Origin of the sequence: Pseudomonas sp. PB120 (genome assembly GCF_009761815.1) — a bacterium.
Lineage (GTDB): Bacteria > Pseudomonadota > Gammaproteobacteria > Pseudomonadales > Pseudomonadaceae > Aquipseudomonas.
Genome location: NZ_RWIN01000081.1, coordinates 26,148 through 44,353, shown reverse-complemented (window position 1 = coordinate 44,353; position 18,206 = coordinate 26,148). Strand labels below are relative to the sequence as shown.

Annotated in this window: 15 protein-coding genes; 11 read left to right on the top strand and 4 right to left on the bottom strand. The window is 60.1% G+C overall.

The window, feature by feature from the left end:
• Positions 1–58: 58 nt before the first annotated feature.
• A complete protein-coding gene (locus EJA72_RS15825) occupies positions 59–526 on the top strand; it encodes a YaiI/YqxD family protein (protein WP_157712366.1) in 468 nt (155 codons plus the stop codon).
• Positions 527–630: 104 nt separating this feature from the next.
• Here the strand turns inward: EJA72_RS15825 and elbB are convergent, their stop codons facing one another.
• Positions 631–1,299 carry an isoprenoid biosynthesis glyoxalase ElbB gene (gene elbB / locus EJA72_RS15820; protein ID WP_157712365.1) on the bottom strand — a complete coding sequence of 223 codons (669 nt, stop codon included), beginning with the start codon at positions 1,297–1,299 and terminating at the stop codon, positions 631–633.
• Between the two features lie 115 nt (positions 1,300–1,414).
• On the opposite strand from elbB, the gene EJA72_RS15815 reads away from it, so the two are divergent.
• Positions 1,415–2,650 carry a sterol desaturase family protein gene (locus tag EJA72_RS15815; RefSeq protein WP_157712364.1) on the top strand — a complete coding sequence of 412 codons (1,236 nt, stop codon included), beginning with the start codon at positions 1,415–1,417 and terminating at the stop codon, positions 2,648–2,650.
• Here EJA72_RS15815 and EJA72_RS15810 read toward each other — a convergent pair.
• The gene (locus EJA72_RS15810; RefSeq protein WP_157712363.1) at positions 2,631–3,257 is read right to left on the bottom strand and encodes a DedA family protein; all 627 of its coding nucleotides are present in this window, start codon (positions 3,255–3,257) and stop codon (positions 2,631–2,633) included. The genes EJA72_RS15815 and EJA72_RS15810 overlap by 20 nt on opposite strands.
• Positions 3,258–3,465: 208 nt before the next feature.
• Between EJA72_RS15810 and hemB the strand changes: the two genes are divergently transcribed.
• Both hemB and ppk1 read left to right on the top strand, forming a co-directional pair.
• Entirely contained in the window at positions 3,466–4,479 is a 1,014-nt protein-coding gene (gene hemB / locus EJA72_RS15805; protein WP_008150323.1) for a porphobilinogen synthase, read from the top strand.
• An 18-nt stretch (positions 4,480–4,497) separates the two neighbouring features.
• A complete protein-coding gene (ppk1, locus tag EJA72_RS15800; RefSeq protein ID WP_157712361.1) occupies positions 4,498–6,720 on the top strand; it encodes a polyphosphate kinase 1 in 2,223 nt (740 codons plus the stop codon).
• A gap of 165 nt (positions 6,721–6,885) precedes the next feature.
• On the opposite strand, the gene ppx is transcribed toward ppk1, so the two are convergent.
• Positions 6,886–8,388: an exopolyphosphatase gene (ppx, locus tag EJA72_RS15795; RefSeq protein WP_157712360.1), complete on the bottom strand. Its 1,503-nt coding sequence runs from the start codon at positions 8,386–8,388 to the stop codon at positions 6,886–6,888.
• 396 nt (positions 8,389–8,784) lie between these two features.
• On the opposite strand from ppx, the gene trxA reads away from it, so the two are divergent.
• From trxA to EJA72_RS15760, 7 genes are all read left to right on the top strand, one after another.
• Entirely contained in the window at positions 8,785–9,114 is a 330-nt protein-coding gene (gene trxA / locus EJA72_RS15790) for a thioredoxin TrxA (protein WP_003206727.1), read from the top strand.
• Positions 9,115–9,363: 249 nt separating this feature from the next.
• On the top strand, positions 9,364–10,623 hold the full coding sequence (gene rho, locus EJA72_RS15785) for a transcription termination factor Rho (RefSeq protein ID WP_007942421.1): 1,260 nt from the start codon (positions 9,364–9,366) through the stop codon (positions 10,621–10,623).
• A gap of 151 nt (positions 10,624–10,774) precedes the next feature.
• Entirely contained in the window at positions 10,775–12,730 is a 1,956-nt protein-coding gene (locus EJA72_RS15780) for an acyltransferase family protein (RefSeq protein ID WP_157712359.1), read from the top strand.
• An 80-nt stretch (positions 12,731–12,810) separates the two neighbouring features.
• A complete protein-coding gene (gene ubiD / locus EJA72_RS15775; RefSeq protein WP_157712358.1) occupies positions 12,811–14,277 on the top strand; it encodes a 4-hydroxy-3-polyprenylbenzoate decarboxylase in 1,467 nt (488 codons plus the stop codon).
• Entirely contained in the window at positions 14,277–15,242 is a 966-nt protein-coding gene (locus tag EJA72_RS15770) for a CDP-6-deoxy-delta-3,4-glucoseen reductase (RefSeq protein ID WP_157712357.1), read from the top strand. Before ubiD ends, EJA72_RS15770 begins: the two co-directional genes overlap by 1 nt.
• A gap of 309 nt (positions 15,243–15,551) precedes the next feature.
• Complete coding sequence (locus tag EJA72_RS15765) at positions 15,552–16,217, top strand: gamma-glutamylcyclotransferase (RefSeq protein ID WP_157712356.1); 666 nt, start codon at positions 15,552–15,554, stop codon at positions 16,215–16,217.
• Between the two features lie 223 nt (positions 16,218–16,440).
• On the top strand, positions 16,441–17,049 hold the full coding sequence (locus EJA72_RS15760) for an energy transducer TonB (protein WP_157712355.1): 609 nt from the start codon (positions 16,441–16,443) through the stop codon (positions 17,047–17,049).
• A 52-nt stretch (positions 17,050–17,101) separates the two neighbouring features.
• On the opposite strand, the gene EJA72_RS15755 is transcribed toward EJA72_RS15760, so the two are convergent.
• Positions 17,102–18,079, bottom strand: coding sequence for an NADPH:quinone oxidoreductase family protein (locus tag EJA72_RS15755; RefSeq protein ID WP_157712354.1), 978 nt, complete (start codon positions 18,077–18,079; stop codon positions 17,102–17,104).
• Positions 18,080–18,206 lie beyond the last annotated feature (127 nt).

Here is an 18,206-nt window from a genome sequence, read left to right as displayed (position 1 = left end):
GTGTATACCCCTGTGGGAGCGAGCCTGCTCGCGATGCTTTTTGGAAGAGGAAAAAACCATGCGTGTGTGGATCGATGCGGATGCCTGCCCGCGGGCAGCCAAGGACCTGGTGGTGAAGTTCGCCCTCAAGCGCCAGTTCGAAGTGGTGCTGGTGGCGGGGCAGCCGCAGATCAAGCCGGGGCTTGCGCTGGTTAAGCTGATCGTGGTGCCGAGTGGCCCGGATGCCGCCGATGACTACCTGGTGGAACACGCAGTGCCCGGCGAGTTGGTGATTTGCAGCGATGTGCCGCTGGCTGACCGCCTGGTGAAGAAGGGCGTTTCAGCGCTGGACCCGCGCGGCAAGGAGTTCGATGCGCAGAACATGGGCGACCGGCTGGCGGTGCGCAACCTGTTCACCGATTTGCGCGAGCAAGGCCAGATGAGCGGCGGGCCGGCGCCCTTTGGCGAACGGGAGAAGCAGGCGTTCGCCAATGCGCTGGACCGGATCCTTACGCGCCTTTCGCGCCAGTCTCAAACCGGAAGGTAACCCCTGTGGGAGCGAGCCCGCTCGCGATAGCGGTCTGACAATCAGCCTATTTGTTGAACGTTGCGGCCTCATCGCGAGCAGGCTCGCTCCCACAGTAAAACGGGTCAGGCGTCGTTTTCGTGGGTCAGTTCAAGCACGCGGTCGACCATTTTGTTGATGCCTGAAGCGGCTTCACTGATCGACTTCGCCAGCATGTACGCCGGGGTGCTGACCAATTTGCGAGCCTTGTCTTCGACGATCTCGCTCACCGCGCAATCGGTATGGGTGGCGCCCATTTTGTTCATAGTGGCGGCGGTCTCGGCATCGTTGCCGATGGTGCAGTTGACGCCTGGGCCATAGATTTTCGCGGCCAGCGCCGGCGAAATGCACATCAACCCGACCGGTTTACCCGCCTCGGCAAAGGCTTCGGCCAACGCCAGAACGTCCGGTTGTACGGTGCAGCCCGCGCCTTCGACGGCAAAATTGGAGAGGTTCTTGGCCGAGCCGAAACCGCCGGGAACAATCAGCGCATCGAAGTCCTCGGCGTTCGCTTCGCGAATGTCCTGAATATTGCCCCGGGCGATCCGCGCCGATTCCACCAGCACGTTGCGCGACTCGGGCATTGCTTCCCCAGTCAGGTGATTGATCACATGCAACTGCTCGACATTGGGGGCGAAACATTGCACCTGGGCGCCCCGTTGGTCCAGGCGCAGCAAGGTGATCACGCTTTCATGGATCTCTGCGCCGTCGTACACGCCACAGCCGGAAAGAATCACTGCAATTTTTTTGCTCATGGGTATTTCTCCAGATTCATGGCGTTAAATGTCCACTAATTTGTCACTCGTTGCCATAGGGTAAATTCGCGGCTACACCTAGCATCTGTCCTCAAGATTCCGATCAGGGCGTGTCATGGACTTCATTCTGTATGCGGTGCCGTTTTTCTTTGTGCTGATTGCCGTCGAGCTGCTGGCCGACCGCTGGCGCGGGATCAGTAACTATCGGCTGGCGGACGCGATCAACAGCCTCAGCACCGGGGTGCTGTCGACCACCACCGGGCTGTTGACCAAAGGTGTCGGGCTGGTGACCTACGCGTTTGCCCTCAAGCACCTGGCCCTTTTCGACCTGGCGGCCGACAGCGTTTGGGTCTGGGTATTCGCCTTCGTCCTCTACGACTTCTGCTACTACTGGCTGCATCGCATGGGCCATGAGCGCAACATCCTCTGGGCCGCGCACTCGGTGCATCACCAGAGCGAGGAATACAACCTGTCCACGGCTCTGCGCCAGACCAGTACCGGTTTCCTGCTGAGCTGGATTTTCTACCTGCCCATGGCCGTGATCGGTGTGCCGCTGCTGGTGTTCGTCAGCGTGGCTGCGCTCAACTTGCTGTATCAATTCTGGGTACATACCAAACACATTCCCAAGCTTGGCTGGTTCGAGTGGTTTTTCGTCACGCCGTCCAATCATCGCGCCCACCATGCACAAAACCTTCTCTACATGGATCGCAACTACGGCGGCGTGTTCATTATTTGGGACCGTCTGTTCGGCTCGTTCCAGGAAGAGGACGACAACGAACCGGTGATTTTTGGCGTCACCACCCCGTTGGCGAGCTGGAACCCGTTGTGGGCCAACCTGCAGTTCTATGCGCAGCTGTGGGATGACGCGCGGCGTGCCGAGAGCAAGTGGGACAAGCTGCGGATCTGGTTCATGCGCACCGGTTGGCGGCCGGCGGATGTCGCGGCCAGGTACCCGATGAGCAAACAGGACCTGAGCCAGTTCCGCAAATTCGAAGTGCCGCTGGACGGGCGTCAGCAGCTGTATGTCGCGTTGCAGTTCTGCGTCTACATCGCGCTGGGCAGCTATTTGATGAATCTGGAGCAGCACCTGCCGATCGGCGCGTTGATCCTCGGCTGGGGGGCGGTGGCGCTGGGGTTGTTTGCGTTGGGGGTGGCGCTGGAGAATCGCCCGTGGGCGTTGAAGCTGGAACTGGTGCGGCTGGCATCGAACGTGCCGCTGGTATGGCTGGCGCCGTTGGTTGGCTTGTGGCCCGCCAGCGCGGTGGGCTGGGCCGGCTTGCTCAGTTACAGCCTGCTCAGCGGAATCGGTCTCTACTGCTGCAGAAACCGTTTCACTCGGCTGGCGTCTTAGTCACGTTGGCCTGTTCGGCTTTCAGGGCTTGCTCATCGGCGTAGATCTTCTTCGCCAGGCGGGCATTCTTGAAGCGCCGACGCAGCCACAGGACCACGCCCAGCACCAACAGGGCGCCGAGCACCCACAACTCGTACTTCTTGACGCTGCCGAGCAGCCCTTCGAGCACCGCGCCAAAGTGGTAGGCGGCTGCAGCCAGGGCGGCAGCCCAGATGGCGGCGCCAATCCCGTTCAGCAGCAGGTAACGTCCCGGCGGATAGCCTGACAGGCCGATAGCCACCGGCATTACCGTGCGCAAACCGTAGACAAAACGGAAGCTCAGCACCCAGATGTCCGGGTGCTTGCGGATATGTTCCAGTGCCCGATCGCCCATCATCTGCCAGCGCGGTTTGCGCGCCAGCAGCTTGCGGCCGTGCTTGCGTCCCAGGAAATACCACAGCTGGTCGCCGGCATAACTGCCGAAAAACGCCACGACGACCACCAGGTTGATGTCCATGTATCCACGGAACGCGAGGAAGCCCGCGAGTACCAGAATGGTTTCGCCTTCGAAGAACGTGCCGAGAAAAAGGGCAAAGTAGCCGAAGTCATGCAGAAATTGTTGGAGCATTGTCTGGGTGCTGGCGAAATGAACGCGCAGCCTAACCCTTCGTGCACATTCGTGAAAGTGTCCAAATGTGTCTCGACGTGAACAAATCCTACAACGACAATGGAAAGCGGCTACGTGTCACAGGGCTAAGCACAACTGTCATCTGTTCGTCATAATGGCCGCTTATAACTGTCACGCTCGCCTGCCAGCGCGGGCTCAGGAGTCTGCCGTGAGCTTTACCCCCGCCAACCGTTTGTTTCCCGCCACCCGCCTGCGCCGTAACCGTCGCGATGATTTTTCTCGTCGCCTGGTCCGTGAAAACGTCCTGACCGTCGACGACCTGATCCTGCCGGTTTTTGTGTTGGACGGTGAAAACCGTCGCGAGGCGGTGGCCTCGATGCCGGGCGTCGAGCGCCTGACCATCGACCTGTTGCTGGAAGAAGCTGCCAAGTGGGTCGAGCTGGGGATTCCGGCATTGGCGCTGTTCCCGGTGACGCCGCCAGAACTCAAGTCCCTGGACGCCGCCGAAGCGTGGAACCCCAATGGCATTGCCCAGCGCGCCACCCGCGCCCTGCGTGCGCAATTTCCTGAACTGGGCGTGATCACCGACGTCGCCCTGGACCCGTTCACCACCCACGGGCAGGACGGCATCCTCGACGAAGAAGGCTACGTGCAGAACGACATCACCGTCGACGCACTGGTCAAGCAAGCCCTATCCCACGCCGAAGCCGGTGCTCAGGTGGTGGCCCCCTCGGACATGATGGACGGTCGCATCCAGGCGATTCGCGAAGCCCTGGAGCTGGCCGATCACGTCAACGTGCGGATCATGGCTTACTCTGCCAAATACGCCAGCGCCTATTACGGCCCGTTTCGCGATGCGGTCGGTTCGGCGCTGAACCTGGGCAAGGCCAACAAGGCCAGCTATCAGATGGACCCGGCCAACAGCAACGAAGCCCTGCACGAAGTGGCGGCGGACTTGTCAGAAGGCGCGGATATGGTCATGGTCAAGCCAGGCATGCCCTATCTGGACATCCTTTACCGGGTCAAAGAAGAATTCAAAGTGCCGACATTTGTTTATCAAGTCAGCGGCGAATACGCGATGCACATGGCAGCGATCCAGAATGGCTGGTTGAGCGAAGGGGTTATTCTCGAGTCCCTGACCGCTTTTAAACGTGCAGGCGCCGATGGCATCCTGACTTACTTTGCCGTCCGTGCCGCCCAATTGTTACGAGAGCAAAAATAGCCCTCCCAGGAACATGTCATGAATACCGAAGGACTCACTGAAGTTGCTTTAAAAGAGGCTCAACCCGTGGTCGAGCAAATCGACGAAACCCCGCCGGAGCTGGAGCCTGCTCCACCCGCGTTGGTAGCCGAGGCTACGTCGGCAGCCCCGTCGATCGCCATTCCCGGCCTGGATGACAGCAGCCTGTACATCCATCGCGAGCTCTCGCAACTGCAGTTCAACATCCGCGTGCTGGAACAGGCGCTGGATGAGTCCTACCCGTTGCTGGAGCGGCTGAAGTTTCTGCTGATCTTCTCCAGCAACCTGGACGAGTTCTTCGAAATTCGTGTGGCCGGCCTGAAGAAGCAGATCACCTTCGCCCGTGAGCAGGCTGGCGCCGATGGCCTACAACCGCATCAGGCCCTGGCCCGGATCAGCGAACTGGTGCACGGTCACGTCGACCGCCAGTACGCGATCCTCAACGACATCCTGTTGCCGGAACTGGAAAAACATCAGGTCCGCTTCATCCGTCGTCGTTACTGGACCACCAAGCTCAAGACCTGGGTCCGCCGTTATTTCCGCGACGAGATCGCACCGATCATCACCCCGATCGGCCTCGACCCGACGCACCCGTTCCCGTTGCTGGTGAACAAGAGCCTGAACTTCATTGTCGAGCTCGAAGGCATCGACGCCTTCGGTCGCGACTCCGGACTGGCGATCATCCCGGCACCGCGCCTGTTGCCGCGGGTTATCAAGGTGCCGGAAGAAGTCGGCGGCCCTGGCGACAACTATGTGTTCCTGTCGTCGATGATCCACGCGCACGCCGATGACCTGTTCCAGGGCATGAAGGTCAAGGGTTGCTACCAGTTCCGCCTGACCCGAAACGCCGACCTCGCCGTCGACACCGAAGACGTGGAAGACCTGGCTCGCGCCCTGCGCGGCGAGTTGTTCTCCCGTCGCTACGGTGACGCTGTGCGGCTGGAAGTGGCCGACACCTGCCCGAAACACCTGTCCGACTACTTGCTCAAGCAGTTCAACCTGCACGAAACCGAGCTGTATCAGGTCAACGGTCCGGTCAACCTGACCCGTCTGTTCAGCATCACTGGCCTCGACAGTCAGCGCGACCTGCAATACCTGCCGTTCACGCCACAGATCCCGAAACTGCTGCAAAACAGCGAAAACATATTCAGCGTGATCAGCAAGCAGGACATCCTGCTGCTGCACCCGTTCGAGTCGTTCACCCCGGTGGTCGACCTGCTGCGCCAGGCCGCGAAGGACCCGCACGTGTTGGCGGTTCGTCAGACCCTGTACCGCTCTGGCGCCAACTCGGAAATCGTCGATGCGCTGGTCGATGCCGCACGCAACGGCAAGGAAGTCACCGCGGTGATCGAATTGCGGGCGCGGTTCGACGAAGAATCCAACCTTCAATTGGCCAGCCGTCTGCAAGCGGCCGGTGCGGTAGTCATTTACGGCGTGGTCGGTTTCAAGACCCACGCCAAGATGATGCTGATCCTGCGTCGCGAGGCCGGCGAGATTGTCCGCTACGCCCACTTGGGGACGGGCAACTACCACGCCGCCAACGCGCGCCTGTACACCGACTACAGCCTGCTGACCTCGGACGACGCCTTGTGCGAAGACGTCGGCAAACTGTTCAGCCAGCTGATCGGCATGGGCAAGACCCTGCGCATGAAGAAGCTGCTGCATGCGCCGTTCACGCTGAAGAAGGGCATGCTCGACATGATTGCCCGCGAAACCCAGTTCGCCCTCGACGGCAAACCGGCGCACATCATCGCCAAGTTCAACTCGCTGACCGATCCGAAGATCATCCGCGCGTTGTACAAGGCCAGTCAGTCCGGGGTGCGCATCGACCTGGTCGTGCGCGGCATGTGCTGCCTGCGTCCGGGCATCGCCGGGGTTTCCCACAACATCCACGTGCGCTCGATCATTGGCCGCTTCCTGGAGCACACCCGGGTTTTCTACTTCCTGAATGGCGGCGAAGAGCAGATGTTCCTGTCCAGCGCCGACTGGATGGAGCGCAACCTCGACAAGCGCGTCGAGACTTGCTTCCCGGTGGAAGGCAAGAAGCTGATCATGCGGGTCAAGAAAGAGCTGGAGCTGTATCTCACCGATAACACCCACAGCTGGAGCCTGCAGGCGGACGGTCGTTACATCCGCAACACGCCAACCGGCAACCAGAACCCGCGCAGTGCCCAGGCGACATTGCTGGAGCGGCTGGGTAGCCCGATCCTGGCGGTGCGTTAAGTTTCACGCGGCATAAAAAATGGCGATCCCTGCGGATCGCCATTTTTTTATCTTGCTTGAGTAACCTGTGGCGAGGGAGCTTGCTCCCGCTGGACTGCGTAGCAGGCCCCTATTTTTTGGGGCCGCTTCGCGACCCAGCGGGAGCAGGCTCCCTCGCCACAAGTGTTAGCGGACGTTCAGCACGAAACCAACCCGCGTTAGCCATTCGGCTTCGAGGGCAAAGTCAGCCTGGGTCAGCTGGTTTTCATCCAGCCAGTTTTCCGGGAACAGCACATCCAGGCTGTCACCATTGGCGCGCAGCACGACTTGAGGCATTTCCTGGGTGCCGCGGATGTGATGGAACAGGATCGCAAAGCGCAGCAGCACGCACAGGCGAATCAGCTTGATGCCTTCATCGCCGAACTCGGCAAACTTGTCCTTGGGAATATTGCGCCGGTGGCCACGCACCAGCAGCGCGAGCATCAGTTGGTCTTCGCGGGAGAACCCGGCCAGGTCCGAGTGCTCGATCAGGTAGGCGCCGTGCTTGTGGTAGTGATAGTGCGCGATGTCCAGACCCACCTCGTGCACCTTCGCCGCCCAACCGAGCAGTTCGCGCCAGACGCCGTCATCCAGATCCCAATCCTCGGCCACCTGATCGAAGGCATGCAACGCTTTGCGCTCGACGCGTGCCGCTTGTTCCAGGTCGACGTGATAACGCTCCATCAGCGAGCTGAGGGTGCGCTCACGGACGTCTTCGTGATGATGACGGCCCAGCAGGTCGTAGAGCACGCCTTCGCGCAGGGCGCCTTCACAGTGGTCCATGCGTTTCAGTTCGAGGGCATCGAAAATGGCTTCGAGAATCGCCAGCCCCGCCGGGAAAATCGCCCGGCGATCGGGTTTGATGCCATCAAAGTCGATTTTCTCGATGTCACCCAGCTTGATCAGCTTGCGTTTGAGCCAGGCCAGGCCCTCGGCGTTCACTTCGCCCGTGCCGTGACCCCCGGCCTTCAGCGCCAGGCCGATGGCGCGAATGGTGCCCGAAGAGCCGATGGCTTCATCCCAGGTCAGGCGGTGCAGGGCGTGTTCGATGCTCATGATCTCCAGCCGCGCCGCGGTGTACGCCTGGGCGTAGCGGGCGGGGGTGATCTTGCCGTCCTTGAAGTAGCGCTGGGTGAAACTGACGCAGCCCATTTGCAGGCTTTCGCGCAGCAGCGGTTCAAAGCGCTGGCCAATGATGAATTCGGTACTGCCGCCACCGATGTCGGCGACCAGGCGTTTGCCCGGGGTGTCGGCGAGGGTGTGGGACACGCCGAGGTAAATAAGGCGTGCTTCTTCACGGCCGGAGATGACTTCGACCGGGTGGCCGAGGATTTCTTCGGCGCGGCGGATGAATTCGCCCCGGTTGCGAGCTTCGCGCAGGGCGTTGGTCCCGACGATCCGCACGGCACCAGGGGGCATACCGTTGATCAGTTGGGCGAAGCGCTTCAGGCAATCGAGCCCGCGCTGCATGGATTCTTCGCTGAGCTTGCGCTCGTCGTCGATCCCGGCAGCCAGCTGAACCTTTTCTCCGAGGCGTTCGAGTATGCGGATTTCGCCGTTCTGGGCCTTGGCCACGACCATGTGAAAGCTGTTGGAGCCCAGGTCGATTGCGGCGATCAGGGACAGATTCTTGGCTTGGGATTGCGGCATGGTCAGGGGTCTCGGTCGATAACCTCGACATCGTGCCACGATCACAGGCTGGCGCCAACGCGCAGTGCAGAAAGCCTTGATCCGGCGCAGTCATGCGGGTGACCGCTGCGCGGTCAATCGCGAGCAGGCTCGCTCCTACAGGGCTGGGTGTTGCCCGCGAGCCCGCGCAGGACGCCGATCCACTGTAGGAGCGGCCTGCTCGCGATGGCGGCCGCAAAGGCGCCCCGGGGTGCGTTCCTTACCGAAAAAACCTGCCTTGCTCCCGCCTATGCCTGACTTGAGCTATACCCAAACTCATGCACCGCCATAGCGAGACTCAATCATCTGCACCTTCCTGAACGAGGGAAGGGCGGCTATGATGGGCCACGTTTTTTTGCTTACAACCTGGAGACTTCCATGAGCAGCGATCTTATCAAACACGTTAGCGACGCTAGCTTCGAGGCCGATGTACTCAAGGCCGAAGGCGCTGTACTGGTCGACTACTGGGCTGAATGGTGCGGCCCTTGCAAAATGATCGCTCCTGTTCTGGACGAAATTGCTGAAACCTACAAAGGCAAGCTGACCGTTGCCAAACTGAACATCGACGAAAACCAGGAAACCCCGGCCAAGCATGGCGTGCGTGGTATCCCGACCCTGATGCTGTTCAAGAACGGCAACGTTGAAGCGACCAAGGTCGGCGCACTGTCGAAGTCGCAACTGGCTGCTTTCCTCGACGCCAACATCTAAGCGTCGAAGTAAAGTGTCCGAAAAAAGGCCCCGCAAATTGCGGGGCTTTTTCGTTATTGAGGGCTAGACGCTCCGAAACTCAGGTGGTACATTCGGCCCCGCACTGGTTTCTCCATTGCCCCCTGCTAGCCGTCGCCGACGCACTCCTTTTCGAATAAGTACGCGATCCTGTCGCCTTCTCTGCGGCGCGGCCTCATTAAGCCAAAAGCTTAATTTCCCCCCCTCCATAAATGATTACGTCATTCCTATATGAATCTGACTGAACTCAAGCAAAAGCCGATTACCGAACTGCTCGAATTGGCCGAACAGATGGGCATAGAAAATATGGCCCGTTCGCGCAAGCAGGACGTGATTTTCTCCCTGCTCAAAAAGCACGCGAAAAGCGGCGAGGAAATCTCCGGTGATGGCGTGCTGGAGATTCTCCAGGACGGCTTCGGCTTCCTGCGCTCCGCTGACGCTTCCTATCTGGCTGGCCCCGATGACATCTACGTCTCGCCGAGCCAGATCCGCCGCTTCAACTTGCGCACCGGTGACACCATCGTTGGCAAGATCCGCCCTCCAAAGGAAGGCGAGCGTTATTTCGCGCTGCTCAAGGTCGACACGATCAACTACGATCGTCCCGAGAACGCGAAAAACAAGATTCTCTTCGAGAACCTGACCCCGCTGTTCCCGACTGTGCGCATGAAGATGGAAGCCGGCAACGGTTCCACCGAAGACTTGACCGGTCGTGTCATCGACCTGTGCGCCCCGATCGGCAAAGGCCAGCGCGGTCTGATCGTTGCACCGCCGAAAGCCGGTAAAACCATCATGCTGCAGAACATCGCAGCGAACATCGCACGTAATAACCCTGAAGTTCATCTGATCGTATTGCTGATCGACGAACGTCCGGAAGAAGTCACCGAGATGCAGCGCACCGTGCGCGGCGAAGTGGTTGCCTCGACGTTCGACGAGCCGCCAACCCGCCACGTGCAGGTTGCCGAAATGGTGATCGAGAAGGCCAAGCGCCTGGTCGAGCACAAGAAAGACGTGGTGATCCTGCTCGACTCCATCACCCGTCTGGCCCGCGCCTACAACACCGTGATCCCGAGCTCCGGCAAAGTGCTCACCGGTGGTGTCGATGCCCACGCCCTGGAGAAACCGAAACGTTTCTTCGGCGCCGCGCGGAACATCGAAGAAGGCGGTTCGCTGACCATCATCGCCACCGCGCTGGTTGAAACCGGGTCGAAGATGGACGAAGTGATCTACGAAGAATTCAAAGGCACGGGCAACATGGAACTGCCTCTGGATCGCCGTATCGCTGAAAAACGCGTTTTCCCGGCCATCAACATCAACCGCTCCGGCACCCGCCGCGAAGAGTTGCTGACCGCCGACGACGAGTTGCAGCGCATGTGGATCCTGCGCAAGCTGCTGCACCCGATGGATGAGATTGCTGCCATCGAGTTCCTGGTCGACAAACTGAAGACGACCAAGACCAACGACGAGTTCTTCTTGTCGATGAAGCGTAAGTAAGACGAGTTACGCTTGAACAAGAGCGCCCCCGAAAAGGGCGCTCTTTTTTTTGCGCGCGAAATCGGTATCGAGATATTTGTATCCGGATACATACGCCACGTAAACTGGCGCCCATTCCAAGGGCGGCACCGCCCGCTGACAGAGGGGCGTCATGCATACGTTTGGCAATCGCCGTGATATCGATGGTTTACGGGCTCTGGCCGTTATTCCGGTCGTGTTGTTTCACTTCGGGTTCAGCACGTTCAGCGGTGGCTTTGTCGGCGTTGATGTCTTCTTCGTCATTTCCGGTTTCCTGATTACCTCCATCCTGTTCCGTGAGATCAGCGCGCAGCGTTTCAGCTTCGTTGATTTCTGGGCGCGGCGTGCCCGGCGCATCATTCCGGCGTTGAGCGTGGTGTTGCTGGTGGCGCTGGCGTTCGGCTGGCTGTTGCTGACCCCCAAGGACTTCGCGGAACTGGGGCGGACGGTCCGTTATCAGGCATTTTTTGCGTCGAACGTTCTGTTCATGCGCGAGGACGGCTACTTCCAGCCGGCCTCCGAGTTGAAGCCGCTGCTTCATACCTGGTCGCTGGCCGTTGAAGAGCAGTACTACATTTTCTTTCCGCTGTTGATGGCGTTGTTGATGCGCCATGTTCGTCATTGGCGCTGGATGTTGTTTGCCGTGCTGCTGGTTTCATTCGGGCTGAACATTACTTCCATCCATAACAAGCCTGATGTGGCGTTCTTCTCGTTGCCAACCCGCGCCTGGGAATTGCTGTGCGGTGCGATGCTGGCTGTTCTGCCCGCACCTCGGCAGCCTGTGCGGCCGTGGCTGTATCAGTCTGTAGGACTGGCCGGATTAGTCGCCGTCCTTGTTGCCGTCTTCACCTTCAACAAATCCACGGTATTCCCGGGCTGGGCGGCATTACTGCCGGTACTTGGGGCGACCGCCATGATCTGGTCGGGCGGCCAGGGTTCGACATGGGTCGGCAAGCTGTTGAGTGCCCGCGCGATGGTGTGGGTCGGCCTGATCTCCTACTCCCTGTACCTGTGGCACTGGCCGGTCTTTGTCTACGCCAATGCCATCTCGATCGACGGTATCGGGCCAGCGGAAGCGGCGGGCTGGATTGGACTGGCGCTGGGCCTTGGGTGGCTGAGTTATCGCTTCGTCGAGCTTCCGTTCCGCGAAAAGCGCGTGCTGGCGGGGCGCATACCCGTGCTGGCGAGTGGTTTGCTGGCGATGGCGGCCCTGGGCGTCATCGGCACGGCCGTGCGATCGGCCGATGGCGTTCCGCAGCGTTTGACCGGCAAGGCGCAGGAATTCGCCGAGTCACGGGACTGGAAGGCCGGGCAGATGAACTGCATGTTGGTGACCTCGGACAAGAATCTGGACAAGGCGTGCCTGGTCGGCGGCACCACCGCAGGTGCACCGACGAAGATGTTCTGGGGCGACAGCCATGCCGCGGCGCTGTTGCCGGCCATCGAACACAACGCCCAGGTCGAAGGCCACCCCGTGTGGTTGTACAGCATGAGTGCCTGTTCGCCGGTGCTCAGCGACGATCAGCGCCCGCGCTGCAACGATTTCAACGAACGGACAATGGAGCGCGTGCGCAGTCTGAAGATCAAGGACGTGGTGCTGGCCTCCAACTGGAGCCTTAACGTCTACGGTCGTGAAGACGGCGATAAAAAAGTGCTGCTCAACGAACACGACAATACAGCTCAGGCCGAGCAGCGCATGGCTGCCGGGCTCAAGGCGCGGGTGGCGGCGTTGCGGGAGGCGGGTGCGCAAGTCTGGTTGTTCAAGGAAGTACCGCTGCAGCGCAAGGGCAGCGTGGCTCGCCTGACGAGCCTGGCCCGAATTGGCGGGTCGGTCGAAGGGCTGGGGCGCCCGCTCGAGGAACACTTGGCACGGCAGCACTTTCTCAGTGCTTTGTTCGACTCGATGAGCGCTGCGGACCCGGGCGTGCATGTCATCGACCCGACGCCGCTGATGTGCTCGCACGGTATCTGCAACATCGAAGTCAACGGTCATTCGCAGTACCGGGATGAGGATCACCTGTCGGACGTCGGCAGTGCCAGATTGAGCTCGCTGTTTACCCCGGTGTTGCAGGACACGAGTCAAAATTGATCGGCGCAGGGCACTGACAGGCTGCTGTTTGGCCGCCAGAGCAGGTAGGATGTACGCCTATTTTACGGGTGCCATCATCAATGAAATTCAAGGATCTTCGGGATTTCGTGCAGCAGCTTGAGCAGCGCGGAGAGTTGAAACGCATCCAGATCCCCGTGTCTCCCGTGCTGGAGATGACCGAAGTCTGTGATCGCACGCTGCGGGCAAAAGGCCCGGCGCTGTTGTTCGAAAAGCCTACCGGGTACGACATCCCGGTGCTCGGCAACCTGTTCGGCACCCCCGAGCGGGTCGCCATGGGCATGGGCGCCGAGTCGGTCAGCGAGCTGCGCGAGATCGGCAAGTTGCTGGCGTTCCTCAAGGAGCCCGAACCGCCCAAGGGCCTGAAAGACGCCTGGTCGAAACTGCCGATCTTCCGCAAGATCATCGCCATGGCGCCGAAAGTCGTCAAAGACGCGGTCTGCCAGGAAGTGGTCATCGAAGGCGACGACGTAGACCTGGCGATGTTGCCCGTGCAGACCTGCTGGCCTGGCGACGTTGGCCCGCTGATCACCTGGGGGCTGACCGTCACCAAAGGTCCGAACAAGGATCGTCAGAACCTCGGCATCTATCGCCAGCAAGTGATCGGCCGCAACAAGGTCATCATGCGTTGGCTCAGCCACCGTGGCGGCGCGCTGGATTACCGCGAGTGGAGCGAGAAGCATCCGGGCCAGCCGTTCCCGGTGTCCGTGGCGCTGGGTGCTGATCCGGCGACCATCCTCGGTGCCGTGACGCCAGTTCCGGACAGCCTCTCCGAATACGCCTTCGCCGGTTTGCTGCGCGGCAATCGCACCGAACTGGTGAAATGCCGCGGCAACGACCTGCAAGTGCCGGCCACCGCCGAGATCATCCTCGAAGGCGTGATCCACCCGGGCGAAATGGCCGACGAAGGCCCGTACGGCGACCACACCGGTTACTACAACGAAGTCGACAGCTTCCCGGTGTTCACCGTCGAGCGCATCACCCATCGGATCAAACCGATCTACCACAGCACCTACACCGGCCGTCCGCCGGATGAGCCGGCGATTCTCGGCGTGGCGCTGAACGAAGTGTTCGTGCCGATCCTGCAGAAGCAGTTCCCGGAGATCACCGACTTCTACCTGCCGCCCGAAGGCTGCTCGTATCGCATGGCCATCGTGACCATGAAGAAGTCGTATCCCGGCCATGCCAAGCGGGTAATGCTCGGTGTCTGGTCGTTTTTGCGACAGTTCATGTACACCAAGTTCGTTATCGTCACCGACGACGATATCAACGCGCGCGACTGGAACGACGTGATCTGGGCCATCACCACGCGCATGGACCCCAAGCGCGACACGGTGATGATCGACAACACGCCGATCGACTACCTGGACTTTGCCTCGCCGGTTTCCGGACTGGGGTCGAAGATGGGGCTCGATGCCACGCATAAATGGCCGGGCGAAACCACGCGCGAGTGGGGTCGGGTCATCGTCAAGGACGATGCCGTTACTCAGCGGATCGATGCCATCTGGAACCAGTTAGGAATAGATTGATGCGTGTAACTTTGCAGCCCTCCGGCGCCGTACTGGACATTCTGCCCGGCGAGCGGATTCTCGATGGCGCGCGGCGCCTGGGCTATGAATGCCCGCAAAGCTGCCGCAACGGCAATTGCCATGTGTGCGCCGCCCTGCTGGTGGAAGGACGGATCGAACAGCAAGGCGGTGTGCGCGACCATGGCGAGTTCTACACTTGCATAGCAGAGCCGCTGGAAGACTGCATTGTGCTGTGGGATGGCGTGCTCGCGCTGGGAGAGTTGCCGGTGCGCGGTGTGTCGTGTCAGGTCATTGAATGCAGGGACGTCGGCGGGGACACCTGGCGCGTGCGCCTGCGAGCGCCGGCCGGCAAACCACCGCGTTATCACGCCGGTCAGTATTTGATGATCGAGCGTGAGAACGGCGAGAAATCAGCGTTCTCCCTGGCCTCGGCCCCACACGGCGGACGAGATCTTGAAATACACGTGCTGGCGCGCGAAAACAGTGCGCTGAGCCTGATCGAACAACTGCAGCGCAACCCCCTGGTGCGCATCGAACTGCCATTCGGTGATACCCACCTGGCGGAATTGCCGGATGGGCCGCTGGTACTGATCGCCGCTGGCACGGGCATGGGGCAGATCCACAGTTTGATCGAGCATTGCCGCGCCACAGGCTTCAAGCACCCGGTGCACCTGTACTGGGGCGTGCGCCGTCCTGAAGATTTTTATGAAATCGAGCATTGGGATGAGTGGTTGAAACTGCCCAATCTGTTCCTGCATAAAGTCGTCAGCGACCAATGCGGCTGGCAGGGGCGTTGCGGCATGTTGCATGAGGCGGTGTGCGAGGACTTCCCGGACCTGAAGGCACTGCATGTGTACGCCAGTGGCTCCCCGGCGATGGTCTACGGCACGCTGGACGCGTTGGTCGAAGCGGGGATGGATGCGCATCAGATGCGTGCCGACGTTTTTGCCTACGCGCCGAGATGACATTTTCCTTGTAGGAGCGAGCTCGCTCGCGATGGAGGCAAGGACACCGCGTTCATCCGGGTGTACGCGTCATCGTTGGCGTCCATCGCGAGCGAGCTCGCTCCTACAGGTTCGCCGTTATAACTCTCTTTATAGCCGATCGGTATTTATACATTTATATAAATACCGGTAGGTTATATCTCAGCCAAGCCATTATTTAATAACTGTGCCATGGCATTTAAATTGCCTTAAAACATATGTGCCTTATTGTTACAGCGGTGCGTTCTATTAAGTAACTGTTTACCCGCGGGGAGCTGAACGCTATTCGCCATGAGTGCCATTGAAACTGCTTTTCTGAACCAGCCTTACCCTCCGCGACTCGATCTTGGGCCGCAGCTTACGCACGAACAATTGCTCAGCTCGATGCAGTCGACCATGGCGCGCCACAAAGGTGGGCCGGTCTGGCTGTTTGCTTATGGCTCGCTGATCTGGCGTCCTGAATGCGCGGCCGTTGAACGGGTTCGCGGTCGAGTGCACGGCTACCATCGCGGTTTGTACCTGTGGTCTCACGAGCATCGTGGCACGCCGGAGGTGCCAGGTCTGGTGTTTGGCCTGGACCGCGGCGGTTCTTGCAGCGGTTTCGCGTATCGCTTGCCCGAAGAACAACTCGACGCTTCGCTCTACGCCTTGTGGCAACGCGAAATGCCATTCCCTTCCTATCGTCCGCACTGGCTCAACTGTCGTCTCGAAGACGGGAGTCAGGTTCAGGCGTTGGGATTTGTATTGGAGCGGCACTTGCCCAGCTATGCCGGCAACTTGCCGGATCATGTGCTGAGCCACGTGTTTGAAAATGCTTGCGGGCGTTATGGCACGACGCGCGATTATGTCGAGCAGACTGCCAATGCCTTGCGCAGCCACGCCATGCCGGACCGGAATCTGGAGGCGCGGCTCAAGCGTTGCAAATTCAGACCTGATCAGGCACATGCCGACCAGTAACAAAATCCGCCCTACCACGAGGCCCCTCTCAGACGCAGGTGAAGGGCTGTGTAGGAAATCTGCCTATCGACCCTTTCTTGCGTTCTTTTGTCCGCAGGAGGACGCAGCTTTGAGAAATATCCCGCGGTGGAATGGGAAGCCATGACGTTATGTTCCGGGGCGTGCAGCTTTAACCTTTTGCACTGATGCCAGGTTTGGCAAATCGGTGTGAAGGGGAGGGGTTATGCGGTGGTTGGCGTATGTGCTTTTGTTAATTGTGTCTGTGGGGGCGCAGGCCGAGGAAGTGTTTCTGATACCCGAATTCAATCCCAAACCCATTTATCCGAGTGCGCTGTCACGCGCCGGGATAGTCGGTAATGTTCGGGTGCGGTTCATGGTCAATGCCGATGGTTCAGTCAGCAAGATCGGCATCCTGCAAAGCGATCACCCTGATCTGGCCCAGGCAACGCGCGTCGCGATAGCGCAGTGGCGGTTCAAGCCGTGGAAGGTTGAGGGCGACAAGCCTGCTGAGCAGGAAGTGGTCGCGCCGATGGTGTTCGGCCTCGATGCGCCCAGCGATACCCATCAGTGGCTCAAAGCGCTGAAGTGCCGCGAGGTCAACGAAGGACTGGTCAATACATCGGATACCGACTGGGTCGACTTGCCGGCGTTTTACTACACCCGTGCTTACCTATCGAGTGGCTTCTTCCAGAAACAGATGTCGTCCGAGCAGCGCCTTGCAATGATTGCCAAGCTGAACAGACGCGTGCCGACCATTGCCCGGCACTGCATGAACAGTCCTGTTTCCAGGTTCATGACTTTTGTGCCAGCGGACATTCGGAGTTTGTTTTAACTCCCGGATAAAGAAAGCGGCCTGAACACTGTTCAGGCCGCTTTTTTTCGGCTCAGCGAACCTGAACCACAACCTTGCCAACCGCCTTGCGCTGCCCAAGATCATTGATCGCCTGTGCCGAATGACTCAGCGGATACACCTGCGACACCAACGGCTTCAGCTTGCCCTCGGCGAACCAGCCAAACAGCTGCTGGAAGTTCGCGGCATTGTCCTGCGGCTGGCGCTGGGCAAACGAGCCCCAGAACACGCCGATCACCGCTGCACCCTTGAGCAGTGCGAGGTTGACCGGGAATTCCGGGATGCGTCCACTGGCAAAGCCGACCACCAGCAATCGGCCGTTCCAGGCGATGGCGCGGATGGCCTGGTCGAAGAGGTCGCCGCCGACCGGGTCGTAGATCACATCGGCGCCCTGGCCGTCGGTCAGGCGTTTGATTTCGTCCTTGAGGCTGGTTTCGCTGTAGTTGATCAGCTCATCGGCGCCGGCCGCCTTGGCCACGGCGAGTTTTTCGGCGCTGCTGGCGGCGGCGATGACGCGGGCGCCCATGGCTTTGCCGATTTCCACGGCAGCCAGGCCCACACCGCCGGAAGCACCAAGTACCAGCAGGGTTTCACCTGGCTGCAGGTTGCCCCGTTGCTTGAGTGCGTGCATCGAGGTGCCGTAGGTCATGCTGAAGGCCGCGGCGGTGTTGAAGTCCATGGACGGCGGGATCGGCAGGACGTTGTAACCCGGCACAGCCACCTGTTCGGCGAAGCTGCCCCAGCCGGTCAGCGCCATGACCCGGTCACCAACTTTCAAGTGGCTGACCTTTTCGCCCACCGCGCTGACCACGCCAGCCGCTTCACCGCCCGGGGAAAACGGGAACGGTGGTTTGAACTGGTATTTGCCCTCGATGATCAGCGTGTCCGGGAAATTCACCCCGGCCGCGTGCACGTCCAGCAGGATTTCGTTCTTCTTCGCGACAGGACTGGCGACGTCTTCCAGCACCAGCGATTCGGCAGGGCCGAAGGCTTTGCACAGCACGGCTTTCATCAGGGCTATTCCTTTGGGAGTGATGGCCGATAAGTGTAGGTGTGTGAGTCGATGGGTCAACGAGCATGCCCGACCCTGATAGTCAGCCATAAGCTTGTGCTTGCGCGGCGGGTCGTTATGCTAGGCC

Excerpts from the sequence above, each read along its gene's own strand:
- EJA72_RS15825 (WP_157712366.1), top strand. The coding sequence starts at position 59 with ATGCGTGTGTGGATCGATGCGGATGCCTGCCCGCGGGCAGCCAAGGAC.
- elbB (WP_157712365.1), bottom strand. The coding sequence starts at position 1,299 with ATGAGCAAAAAAATTGCAGTGATTCTTTCCGGCTGTGGCGTGTACGAC.
- EJA72_RS15815 (WP_157712364.1), top strand. The coding sequence starts at position 1,415 with ATGGACTTCATTCTGTATGCGGTGCCGTTTTTCTTTGTGCTGATTGCC.
- EJA72_RS15810 (WP_157712363.1), bottom strand. The coding sequence starts at position 3,257 with ATGCTCCAACAATTTCTGCATGACTTCGGCTACTTTGCCCTTTTTCTC.
- ppk1 (WP_157712361.1), top strand. The coding sequence starts at position 4,498 with ATGAATACCGAAGGACTCACTGAAGTTGCTTTAAAAGAGGCTCAACCC.
- ppx (WP_157712360.1), bottom strand. The coding sequence starts at position 8,388 with ATGCCGCAATCCCAAGCCAAGAATCTGTCCCTGATCGCCGCAATCGAC.
- trxA (WP_003206727.1), top strand. The coding sequence starts at position 8,785 with ATGAGCAGCGATCTTATCAAACACGTTAGCGACGCTAGCTTCGAGGCC.
- rho (WP_007942421.1), top strand. The coding sequence starts at position 9,364 with ATGAATCTGACTGAACTCAAGCAAAAGCCGATTACCGAACTGCTCGAA.
- EJA72_RS15780 (WP_157712359.1), top strand. The coding sequence starts at position 10,775 with ATGCATACGTTTGGCAATCGCCGTGATATCGATGGTTTACGGGCTCTG.
- ubiD (WP_157712358.1), top strand. The coding sequence starts at position 12,811 with ATGAAATTCAAGGATCTTCGGGATTTCGTGCAGCAGCTTGAGCAGCGC.
- EJA72_RS15770 (WP_157712357.1), top strand. The coding sequence starts at position 14,277 with ATGCGTGTAACTTTGCAGCCCTCCGGCGCCGTACTGGACATTCTGCCC.
- EJA72_RS15765 (WP_157712356.1), top strand. The coding sequence starts at position 15,552 with ATGAGTGCCATTGAAACTGCTTTTCTGAACCAGCCTTACCCTCCGCGA.
- EJA72_RS15760 (WP_157712355.1), top strand. The coding sequence starts at position 16,441 with ATGCGGTGGTTGGCGTATGTGCTTTTGTTAATTGTGTCTGTGGGGGCG.
- EJA72_RS15755 (WP_157712354.1), bottom strand. The coding sequence starts at position 18,079 with ATGAAAGCCGTGCTGTGCAAAGCCTTCGGCCCTGCCGAATCGCTGGTG.